Origin of the sequence: Novipirellula sp., assembly GCF_041583735.1 — a bacterium.
Lineage (GTDB): Bacteria > Planctomycetota > Planctomycetia > Pirellulales > Pirellulaceae > Novipirellula.
Genome location: NZ_JBFHFD010000240.1, coordinates 1 through 11,917 on the forward strand (window position 1 = coordinate 1; position 11,917 = coordinate 11,917).

The 11,917-nt window shown below is 55.1% G+C and carries 8 protein-coding genes; 1 reads left to right on the forward strand and 7 read right to left on the reverse strand.

The features are described 5' to 3' along the window. Positions 1–167: 167 nt before the first annotated feature. From ABX962_RS17975 to ABX962_RS17990, 4 genes are all read right to left on the reverse strand, one after another. Entirely contained in the window at positions 168–1,766 is a 1,599-nt protein-coding gene (locus ABX962_RS17975; RefSeq protein ID WP_372721417.1) for an acyl-CoA carboxylase subunit beta, read from the reverse strand. Positions 1,767–2,001: 235 nt separating this feature from the next. After that, complete coding sequence (locus ABX962_RS17980) at positions 2,002–4,296, reverse strand: bifunctional 2-methylcitrate dehydratase/aconitate hydratase (protein ID WP_372721418.1); 2,295 nt, start codon at positions 4,294–4,296, stop codon at positions 2,002–2,004. Between the two features lie 12 nt (positions 4,297–4,308). Further along, positions 4,309–4,731, reverse strand: coding sequence for a cobalamin B12-binding domain-containing protein (locus tag ABX962_RS17985; RefSeq protein WP_372721419.1), 423 nt, complete (start codon positions 4,729–4,731; stop codon positions 4,309–4,311). A gap of 12 nt (positions 4,732–4,743) precedes the next feature. Continuing rightward, positions 4,744–6,351 carry a methylmalonyl-CoA mutase gene (locus tag ABX962_RS17990; RefSeq protein ID WP_372721420.1) on the reverse strand — a complete coding sequence of 536 codons (1,608 nt, stop codon included), beginning with the start codon at positions 6,349–6,351 and terminating at the stop codon, positions 4,744–4,746. Between the two features lie 121 nt (positions 6,352–6,472). Between ABX962_RS17990 and prpB the strand changes: the two genes are divergently transcribed. Continuing rightward, complete coding sequence (prpB, locus tag ABX962_RS17995; RefSeq protein ID WP_372721421.1) at positions 6,473–7,333, forward strand: methylisocitrate lyase; 861 nt, start codon at positions 6,473–6,475, stop codon at positions 7,331–7,333. Positions 7,334–7,517: 184 nt separating this feature from the next. On the opposite strand, the gene ABX962_RS18000 is transcribed toward prpB, so the two are convergent. The 3 genes from ABX962_RS18000 to ABX962_RS18010 form a co-directional block, all read right to left on the reverse strand. Further along, positions 7,518–9,086, reverse strand: a complete 1,569-nt coding sequence (locus ABX962_RS18000; RefSeq protein WP_372721422.1) for a sulfatase — start codon at positions 9,084–9,086, stop codon at positions 7,518–7,520. Positions 9,087–9,226: 140 nt separating this feature from the next. Next, complete coding sequence (locus tag ABX962_RS18005) at positions 9,227–10,237, reverse strand: NAD(P)-dependent alcohol dehydrogenase (protein WP_372721423.1); 1,011 nt, start codon at positions 10,235–10,237, stop codon at positions 9,227–9,229. Positions 10,238–10,510: 273 nt separating this feature from the next. Further along, a partial coding sequence (locus ABX962_RS18010) for a sulfatase (protein WP_372721424.1) occupies positions 10,511–11,917 on the reverse strand: 1,407 nt, incomplete at its 5' end.

An 11,917-nucleotide genomic window follows, 5' to 3' on the forward strand; every position in this document is an offset into this window, starting at 1 on the left:
CGAGGGTGAGAAAATCGAGCTCCGGTTCATGCGCGAGCATTTCGGCCGCAGCGATGCTGCGATCGCCCCAAAAGGCTTGCGCATTTCCGATTCGAACCGAGCGAACCATGTTTCAAATTCCAAGTTGATGGGATCGAGCTAACGCTTTCGTTTTCGATGGCTCATTTCTAAACCTGCAAAACTCCGGTTTTAAACTCACGATTCGTTGACGCGGGAAGCAGGGCGAGGGCGGTTTGCAACCACAGCCGCGTGTCTGCTGGGGGGATAATTGCATCGACCCATCCACGTGCGGCGCCGAAACGAATATCGGTCTGCTCTTGATAACGTTTTTGAATTGATTGACGTAGTTCGGCAACCTCGTCTTCACGCAGCGTCCGTCCCGCTCGCTGTGCGTCACGCAGTTGCAATGACAACAAGGTTTCGGCCGCCTGGTTGCCGCCCATCACCGCATACTTTGCCGACGGCCACGCTAAGATCAGTGCCGGATCATACGCTTTGCCGCACATGGCGTAGTGTCCAGCCCCAAACGAACCGCCAACGATAACGGTAAATTTTGGCACGACTGAATTACTGACAACGTTGACAAGTTTCGCGCCGGCTCGAATGATTCCTGCCTGTTCGGCCTGCTTGCCCACCATAAACCCTTGCACATCTTGAATGAACAACAGCGGTAGCTTGGTTTGGTTGCAATCCATCACAAAGCGAGCTGCCTTGTCGGCGGCATCGGGATAGATTACACCGCCCACTTGAATCTCGCCGCTGGCGGTACGGCAGCGGCGCTTTTGATTGGCAATGATCCCGATGGGGTGGCCTGCAATTTTCGCGAACGTGGTTACCAGTGTTTGCCCAAACTCGGCCTTGTATTCCTGCAACGTGTGTTCGTCGACGAGACAACGAAGCAGATCACGGACGTCATATTCATCACGTCCATCCGCCGACACGACGTCGTACACGTGGTGATCGGGGGCGGGTGAATCGGACGTGGCGTTGTCCAGCGTCGCTGGTGGTACGTTCGGTGGCAACAGATCGACCAAAGCACGCAGTCGCTTCAAGCACGACGGGTCATCGGGTTCGTGGAAATCGACGGTGCCACTGATCGCCGCATGCATCGACGCGCCACCGAGTTCCTCGGGATCGACCACCTGTCCGATCGCGGCTTTCACGAGTGCGGGGCCCGCCAAACAGAGTTGACTGCCGTCGGTCATTAGCATTTTGTCGCACAGCACGGGCAAGTAGCCGCCGCCGGCGACACAGTTGCCCATCACGGCGGCGTATTGAGGAATCCCGGCGGCAGACAACACGGCATTGTTACGGAAGATCCGACCAAAATCGTCTTCGTCCGGAAAGATCTCATCTTGCAGCGGCAGGAACACTCCGGCGGAATCGACAAGGTAGATCAGTGGCAAGCGAAATTGGGCAGCAATCTTCTGAGCTCTTAATAACTTCTTTACTGACTGCGGAAACATTGCACCGGCTTTTACCGTGGCGTCATTGGCCGCAATCAAGCAAGCTCGGTCGGCAACGAAACCAATTCCGGTGACGATGCCGGCAGCGGGAACGCCTCCCCATTCCCGGTACATTCCATCAGCCGCCCACAAACCGAGTTCAAAGAAGGGGCGATCTTTATCAAGCAGCAATTCCAATCGAGCACGCACAGGCAAACGTCCGTGTCGTAATTGCCGCTGCTGGCCCTCTTCACCGCCTCCTTTCCGGAGCGTTTGCTCTTGGCGAATCAAATCGTCGGTCAGCTCACGCAACGTAGGCACCGAATTCTCCTGAGCAATTCGCAGCACGGGTCTCCCCCAGAAATCTCGCTCATGACTCGATCACCGTCGCTCGCGTCGTGCCCAAGCGGGTGACGCGTCGTGATGATAATGCGATCGCTAAAACGTCACGATTCTTTCCGGGGGATTGCGGGCTGTCTTGATTAGTAAACGAGTGGGGGGACGCGTGATGACACGCTCAAAGCGTCTCTCACCTCTGCCTATTGTATGTTTCAACTCAGCGATCCACAAACTTGTCGATAAACTCGTTGACGGGTAGGTCGTCGATCGAAGGATTGGCAAACAGCGTTTCCAGTGACGCTGCGCGTTGGCTGTCGAATCGGGTCGCGATGTTGTTGCAGAATTTTTCTCGAAGCAGCGGTAAGGCTTCTTCACGTCGCCGTCGATGCCCGAGTGGGTATTCGATTTCGACACGTTCACTGTGTGACCCGTCGTTAAAAAAAAGCTGAACCGAGTTCGCAATCGATCGTTTTTCGGGATCCAGATAATCGGCGGTGTATTGCGGGTGCTCGACCACCTGCATGCATCCGCGCAGCTTGTCGATTCGCGGATCGTCGGCAGCGACTTGTTCATAGTGATCCGAGTCGAGGCGACCATGCAGCAGCGCCGTTGCCACAATGTACTGCAGACAATGATCGCGATCGGCTGGATTGTTAAGCCGCCCCGTTTTGTTAATGATTCGCATCGCCGATTCTTGCGTTTCGATCCGAATTCGATCGATCTCGTCCCACCGATCTCCGATTTTGGGATGCAACACCATCGCGGCTTCCGCGGCGGTTTGGGCATGGAACTCGGCAGGAAAAGCGACTTTGAACAGGATGTTCTCCATCACGTAATCGTCAAGCGGACGCGTGATCTGGACCGCGCGACCGGCGAACAAGACATCCTCGAAACCCCAGTGTTCTGCGGTCAACGCGGTTGCATAGCCCATTTCACCCGTCAAACTCCACAACGCCAATTGCACGCCACGCCGCGTGGCATCCCCGGCTGCCCAACTTTTGCGTGATCCGGTGTTGGGGGCATGTCGATAGGTCCGCAGTGCACCGCCATCGATCCACGCGTTGCTGAGGGCATTGATCACGTGTTCGCGAGATCCGCCTAGCAGCTTTGTCGTGACTGCGGTCGTGGCCACTCGGACTAGCAGAACATGATCGAGTCCGACGCGATTGAATGAGTTGTCGAGTGCCAATACGCCCTGGATCTCGTACGCTTGGATCGCCGCACGAAGCACGTCATGAATCGTGACGGAGCGACCGAGGCGACTGCGATAATCGGCGACCGCCAAGATCCCACCAAAATTGTCCGACGGATGTCCCCATTCTGCAGCTAACCAGGTATCGTTGTAGTCGAGCCAACGGATGATACAGCCGATATTGAATGCTGCGGTAACAGGATCGAGTTCGAAGGAGGTTCCAGGAACACGAGCCCCCGGTGACAATGTCGCCCCCGGAACGACGGGGCCGAGCAGCTTGCCACACTGTGGATAGTTCAGTGCCAACAATCCACATCCGAGACTGTCCAGCAGACACAAACGAGCGGTTGTCCAGGCTTCGTCGCTGAAATCGGTCGAGTCGCAAACATAGTCGGCGATTTGCTGAAGCACGGCATCGGTATGACGCGGGGACGCGGACATAATGGCTCTGCCGGTCGGGGAGGATGATGAGGAGGATATTGCGGATAATCGATTTCCAATCGCTCCGTCATCATGGCCTTCTTTGCCAGCTCGATCAATCAAATTCTGCATCCGTTTTATTGTTTCACAAAGTTCCAGGATGCCGGTGTCTTGGGCCGCAGACACTTTGGCAATTGGAACCGAAACGCCATTTTTAACGGTGGTTTGTGCTTGAATTTCGGCAACCGTTTGATCGACACCCGCTAGATCCGATTTGTTTACGACGATCAGGTCGGCGATTTCGAAAACGCCTGCTTTTTCCCACTGTAGTGCGTCTCCGGTTTGCGGCTGCACCACCAACACGACGCAATCGGCGAGTTCTCGAACCGCGACGTCGCCTTGGCCGCTGCCCACGGTTTCAATAAAGATGCGGTCAAATCCAAAGGTTTTCATCATCCTCAGCATCACGGCAAGGTTAGCGGCTACCCCTTGCTTGCCCGATTCGGTCGACAAACTGCGAACGAAGACTCGATGGGACGTTTGAAGCGATTTCGTTCCGCCTACGATGCGGCAGCGATCCCCCAGCACGGCGCCGCCTGAGAAGGGGCTCTGGGGATCACATGCAAGCACTCCCACGTACTCGCCTTGTTCTGCAAACCTGCTCGCCAACCGAGATAGCAAAGTACTCTTGCCCGCTCCGGCACTACCCGTCACCGCGAAAACCGGTGTCTCATCGTCCGGCGATGTGGACGAATCGACTCGAGAAAGCTCAGCAATCAATTCCGAATGCAAATCGGGTGACGATGCCAGCGTTAGCAAACGCGCCAGCGACCAACGATCACCTCCGCGGAGCCGCTGGATCAATGTGGCAACGTCGTTACGTAGCAAGTGTGGCGACATGGTTAGACGAACCTAACTTAGAAATTGCACAATCGATTCGATGGAGGTGCCGGGGCCGAAACAACCGCGAGCACCGAGCTGCGTCAGTTTCTGTTGATCTTGTTGTGGGATAATACCGCCAACGATCACGCCGATATGGTCCAAGTCGCGATCATGCAACGCTTTCAGTAACGCGGGAACCAATGTCATATGGGCGCCGTTGAGGATGCTGACGCCCAACCAATCGACATCTTCGTCCTGAGCCGCCTCGGCTACCGCGTCAATTGATTGCCACAACCCGCTATAGATCACATGAAAACCAGCGTCCCGCAGTCCGCGAGCAACCACTTTGACGCCGCGGTCATGACCATCGAGTCCAACTTTGGCAAGCAAGATCCGTTTGGGACTCGCGGAACGAATGTCAGGGCGTTGGCTGCCCGATGGAGCTAGCGTCATCAGACTTACACCTCACCAATTAGCGTCGGAGCGGAAACGTCCATACACTTCGGCCATGGCATCCATACATTCTTGCACGGTGACTCGATCATCGGCACATTGCAACAGCGCCGGCATCACGTTCTGGCGGGCTTTGGCCGCACGCTTCAATCGAGTCAGGGAACGAGCGACGTCCTGGTCGCTGCGGGCTGCCTTGACTCTCTGCAGGTTCGCAATTTGTGCGGATTCAGTCGACTCGTCAAACTGCATCAACGCGATTTCGGGTTCGGTGGACGACTGGAATGCATTGACACCGACGACCACGTTCGCACCGGAGTCAATGGCTTGTTGGTAAGCGAAGGCGGATTCCGCTATTTCGCGGCGGAAGAAGCCGTTATTGACCGCAGGAATCATGCCGCCCTGTTCTTCAATCTTGCCAAAGTAGGCCTCGGCGTCCGAGACCATCTGCTGTGTCAACGATTCAACAAAATAGCTGCCACCAAGCGGGTCCACTGTGTTGGTCACGCCGGTTTCCGACGCCAATACCTGCTGAGTCCGCAGCGCGAGCGTGGCGGCATGCTCACTAGGCAGCGCAAACGTCTCGTCCATCGAATTGGTATGCAGCGATTGGCAACCTCCCAGTGCGGCGGCGAGAGCTTGATAGCCGACGCGGACCAAATTGATCTCGGGCTGAACCGCCTGCAATGAACAGCCTGCGGTTTGAGCGTGAAAACGCAATTTGCAGGAAGCTTCGGTTTTGGCTCCGTATCGATCTCGCATGCGATTCGCCCACAAACGGCGAGCGGCGCGGTATTTCGCAACCTCTTCAAACAAATCGTTGTGCGCGTTGAAAAAGAAGCTTAATCGGGGAGCGAATGAATCGATATCGAGCCCAAGTTTCAAACACTGTTGGACGTAGTGTTCGCCATCAGCCAACGTGAACGCCAATTCTTGTGCCGCCGTCGAACCGGCTTCGCGGATGTGATACCCGCTGATCGAAACCGTGTTCCACTGAGGGACATGTTGCGAACAAAACTCAATCAAATCAACGACCAATCCGACCGAAGGCTCGGGTGGAAACACGTACTCATTCTGAGCGTGAAACTCTTTCAAAATGTCGTTCTGGATGGTGCCTCGCAGTTTCCGCCAATCGCATTCGCGTTGTCGTGCGGCCGACAAGTAAAATGCCATGACCACAATCGCCGGTGCATTGATGGTCATCGACACCGACACTTGGGTGAGGTCGATTCCGTCGAACAAGGCGAGCAGGTCGTCAACTGTATCGACCGCGACTCCGAGTCGACCGACCTCGCCGAGTGATCGCGGGTCATCGCTGTCGATGCCCATCAAGGTTGGCAAATCGAATGCCGTGCTGAGTCCCGTTTGTCCTTGCTCGAGTAGAAAATGAAAACGGCGATTGGTATCACATGGTCGACCAAAACCGGCAAATTGACGCATCGTCCACAAACGGCCGCGGTACATCGATTCGTGGATGCCGCGCGTGTAGGGAAATTGGCCTGGTCGCCCGAGTTGCGTTTCGGGATCCCAATCGGCCAAGTCATCTTCGCAATACAGCGGCTTGACGGGGACGCCGCTTAACGTGGCCCGCGAGTTTGTGGGATTAGTGGAAACAGTCGCCATCACGATCCTCCTTCCCGCTAGTGATACAATTGATTATACGCAATTATCGACGCGGGCGGCGGAGAAGCTTTCAAAGCGTTGTCGCCCCACTTCCATTGTGCCCTCATTGAAAGCACGCATCATGGCAAAATCCGAGCCTTCCACCGCAGGTGCCCGATTACGTGCAGCGGTTGACCAGGAGCGTCCGCTGCAAGTCGCAGGGACGATCAATGCCATCACCGCACTATTGGCACGCCAGGCCGGGTTTCGTGCGATCTATTTGTCGGGATCGGGGGTTGCCAGTGCATCGCACGGATTGCCCGATTTGGGCGTGACCACATTGCAAGATGTTTTGGAAGACACGCGGCGAATCACCGCGGCGGTGGATGTGCCGCTATTGGTTGATGCCGATACCGGTTGGGGCAGTTCGCTGATGATCGAGCGAACGGTTCGTGAGTTGACGCGTGCCGGTGCCGCAGGAATGCATCTGGAGGACCAGGTGGATGCCAAGCGGTGTGGGCATCGTCCCGGGAAACGGCTCGTCACAACGGCGGAGATGCTTGACCGTTTAAAAGCGGGGCTCGATTCGCGAATCGACGCTAGCTTTGTCATCATGGCACGCACCGACGCGGTCGCGGTCGAAGGCATCGCGGCGGCGATCGAGCGAGCGAATCGCTACGTGGATGTCGGCGCGGACATGATCTTTGCCGAGGCAATCCCATCGCTCGAAGACTACCTGCGTTTCACCGAATCCGTCTCGGTACCCGTACTGGCAAATCTGACCGAATTCGGCGTGACGCCGCTGTTCAGCATCGACGCACTTCGTGAAGCGGGCGTCAAATTAGTGCTCTATCCGCTGACAGCATTCCGAGCGATGAATGCCGCTGCCGCTCGGGTGTATCAAACAATCCGTGCCACTGGGACGCAACAAGAGTTGATCGATGAAATGCAGACACGCGATGAACTCTATTCGCTACTGGATTATTATCGTCAAGAACCATGAATCATCGCGTCGCAAAACGTCGAGAGTGCGGACGCGACGATCTGTTTTCGGATCTTCAAACGATGACGTTGTTCTTGATCCGATTTAGGCAAATCCCGTTGATGAGACGCTGGTTGTCCTGGTCCGAAACTCTTGGCGAGTTTCGCTACGAGGACGCGGAAGAGAGCGATTCATCCACACTGCATCAATCCTTTGCACTGCCCCACCAATTGGGACTGGGCTTTTTGCTTTTGTCGAGATAGTCGGCGTGTTGTTTTTCGAGCCTTGGCATCAACTTCTCGCGGACGTTCTTCATTTTCGCGTCGAACTTCGCTTGCGTGAACCGTGGATCGGGTTGAGGGATTCTGGCTCCGGTCTCGGCCAACCAACCCTCGAGCCGCTTGGACATTTCCGCGACACGTTCGGGGTGCTTTGCCGCGACGTCGGTCTGTTCACTTTCGTCATTAGCCAAGTTGTACAACTCGTTGCGTCCATCCTCGTAATAGTGAATCAGTTTCCAGTCTTTGCTGCGGATGATTGACGATGGTTCACCCCCTTGATTGCCGTAGTGAGGGTAGTGCCAAAACAAATCCCGGTCAGCGATGGAATCGCCCTTCAATACCGGCACCAAACTAACGCCGTCGACGTGTTGCTCGGGACGCAGCGGCAGCCCTGCCAATTCCAACATCGTCGGATAGAAATCCATTCCGATTGCCGGTGTCTCGGTAGAGGAACCCGGTTGGGTCATGCCCGGAACATGGATGATATAGGGTTCACGAATCCCGCCTTCCCACTGCATTCCTTTGCCGCCACGAAACGGCAGCAGACTCGTTGAAAAGGCATCGCCCGAGGAAACCCCACCGTTGTCGGAGGTAAAGATGACGACGGTGTTTTTGTCGAGTCCTGTTTCCTTCAATTTCTGCATGACAATTCCGACTGCGTTGTCAAGCGTTTCCACCATACCGGCGTAGATCGGGTTGTCTTGGACCTGCCGTACCGGCAAACGACGTTGCAGCGTGAAGCGAGACTCGTTGTCGGTTAGCCCCATCTTTTCGGCCTTGTCACGGTATTTATTGCACAGATCTTCGGTCGTTTGGATTGGCCCGTGTACGGTGTAGAACGATAGATAGGCCAAGAACGGTTTGTCCTTACTCGATTCGATGAACGATGCCGTTTCTTCGGCCAATCGCAACGTCAGTGATTCACCATCGGGGCCGCTTTCGAGTCGCGGGTTTTCCCATGGTGCAAAGTAACCACCCTTGGGACTGCCGACATCCCAGCCACCTTTGTTGATCATGAAACCATGATCCTCGGGCCATGACCCCTTGGTTCCAAGATGCCATTTGCCGGCAAAAAATGTGGTGTAGCCCGCTTCACGAAACGCTTCGGCTAGCGTCGTGTCTTGCTTGGGCAGAGCATGCTCGTATTCGGCGGGCAGAACACGATCGTCTCGGTTCCACTTCATGCCGCTTGCCGCGCCGATCCAATCGGTGATCCCGTGCCGAGGCGTTGCTTTGCCCAGCATGATACTGGCACGCGACGGACTACAGACCTGGCATGCCGCATAACCTTGGTCGAATCGCATTCCCGACGCCGCCAATGCATCAATGTGCGGCGTTTCATGAAAGGTGCTGCCCGCGTAGCCAAGGTCTTTGCAACCAAGATCGTCCACCAAAATAAACACAAAATTGCGTTGAGTTGCGGCGGATGCGTGTTGCGGACTGGCCAATGCGAGAACGAACAAACCTAGGGCAAGACAGGTCGAGTATTTCATATTTGTTAAAGATAGACGTGTAGTATGCTGGTGAGTTGGGAAGCATGAACGTCTATCTTATACAAAGATGCTCGTGGCGTTGGAACGGTGTGACGCCAGGGCGACTGTTTTCAGTGTGTCCCCGGCGGTCTGAGGCATTCCTAGAATTCGATGACGACCTTGCCAACATGCTTTTGCGACGCAAAGTAGTGGTAGGCTTCGATGGCATCGTCGAACGAAAACGTTTTGTCGATCACCGGAGCAATTTGGTTGACCGTCATTGCTGCGAGCATTCGCTGATGCATCTGGCGACTGCCGACATAGATACCGCGAATGGTCAACAGATTAAACACGCTCAACATCGGACTGATCTTGGCTCCGGGTGAATCGAGTACACCGATCAAGTGGACATGGCCGCCGACGCCAGCAGATTTGATCGAACGTTCGAGGGTTCCCGGACCGCCTACTTCGACCACATGGTCGACGCCGTTACCGCCGGTCAAGTCGTGTACATGTTTGTGCCATTCGGGATGTTTGGAATAGTTGACGGACATGTCCGCGCCCATCGCGGTGGCTTGTTCGATCTTTTCGTCGCTTGATGACGTGATGATCACGCGGGCTCCTGCGGCTTTGGCAAGTTGCAGTGCAAAAATCGACACGCCGCCGGTTCCCAATAACAGCACGGTTTGTCCCGGCTGCAAATTTCCTGATTCGAATAACGCATGCCATGCCGTGACGCCGGCGCAAGGCACTGCGGCAGCTTCCGAAAAGGACATCCCATCGGGAATCGCCACCAAAGACGGCTCACGCACGATCATCGATTCGGCAAGCACGCCATCGACGCCGCCTCCTAATCCGGTTTTCAACGTGGCGCTATCAACCGCGCCGTCGATCCAATCACGCATAAAAATCGGGCTGACCCGATCACCGACCTTCCATCGTGTGACACCGGCGCCAACCTCGGTCACCTCGCCTGCGCCATCGGACAACGGGACCACGGGCCGCGTGTCGTTGCGAATGTATCCTCCGCCAGCGACGATCAGATCGCGGTAGTTCAGCGAAGCCGCCTTCATTTTGACTTTGACTTCGCCGGCCCCCGGACTCACCTCGCTGACGTCTACTTTTTGGATTGCATCAATGCCTTTGTCAGAATCGATCAAGTAGCTTTTCATCGCAGTCTCCTAGAATTTGTTAATGTTCATATCAATGATCGCACCCTTGATACTTAATCTACCGTCGTGACTTCGGTGGGCGAGGATTCGAGTCATCTTTGTAGGGGACTACTTAAAAATCGCATCCCCCCTTACAGCGAATGAGGAATATCGTCGCAAAAACTTGAATGATGTTTCTGGTTATCGATGTCATTTGGTCGAAAGATTGCATGCAGATCGAACGCGAGCGGAGTCCGCGATCGGCAAAACATGCATTCGATTTATGGAACTCGTTTATTGACGGCTCGAAGGTCGATTTCCCTTCCAACCGGCATTGAATTGTTGCAGCAAATTTGCGACCTGCTTAGGCGATTTGTCGGCAATATTTACGGTTTCATTCGGGTCTTCGACGTGATCGTAGAGCTCGACATCGACCGGATCAGCGTCGGGGTGTTCGGTGTCTTTCCAGACCACAAGTCGATAGCGATCGGTTCGCATCGTGTACCCCATCAAATGATTCTCGAACAAATCACGATCCCATTTATCCCCCTGTTGCAAGATGATTTTCGATTCGACTTGCTCGATCAACGGACCAAAGAAGGTTTCTCGCATGCTCGGTTGTAGTGGATTGGCCGCCCATTCGCGCAGCGCGGGGTTGGGAAACTGACTAAACGCGGCAGTTTTCCAATCACGATCGGGATCCTCGAGCAGAGGCTGGAAACTGGTTCCTTCGAGATGCGATGGCTTCGATATCGCCGCCAAATCGCAAAGCGTCGGGTACATATCGACGAGTTCGACGAGTGCCTCGGTTGTCTCGCCTCGGTTGTGCTTGGGCATATCCGGAGTCCAGATGATCAGCGGCACTCGAGTTGCAATTTCATAGTTGGTCGCCTTGCCCCAAACGCCCATGTCGCCGAGATGCCAACCGTGGTCGCCCCACACAAAGATGATCGCATTCTGACGCTGGCCCGATTCTTCGAGTGCGGTGATCATGCGTCCCACTTGAGCATCGATGTAGCTGACACAGGCGAGGTAGGCGTGTTTTAGCGTGCGGGATAATTCGGGATCGATCGGTCCCGTTTTCGGAATTCCGTCGCGGACTCGCAATTCAAATGATGCATGCAGACCCATTGCCGCACCGTTGATCGGAGCTTCGTCGTGCGTCGCCAGTGGAATGTCCGCTGGATCGTACAAGTCCCAGTAACGTTTCGGAGCGATGAACTCGAGATGCGGTTTGAAAAAACCAAGCCCTAGAAAGAATGGTTTATCGCCGTCATCTACCATCTCCTTTAGCGTCGCAATCGCAAGGTCGGTGTTGTATCCATCTCGATAAGCTTGGTCGGGCACATCGGCGCATTCATAGGCGGGCCCATGAACCAGTCCACTGCCGCGAATGCCCTCGCCATATTTTGCTTGTAGCGTTTCGAGGTTCCGTTTCTGAATTGCCTGATTCTCGGGCAAGGCATAGGTTGATGTCGGCGGCTTTAGTTTCAGATTCTTTTTAGACGGCGCACGACTCCACGAGTTTGCCATGTCAGCATGAGCGGGGTTGTGAAAGATTTTTCCGCAGTGCACCGCTTCGTAGCCGTTGGCGATGAAATGCTGGGACAGCGTGACGATATCGGGATTCAGATCACGGAAGATCGCGTTGTTCTCGACCACGCCGATCGTGTCTGGACGGGCTCCGGTCATCAAGCTAGC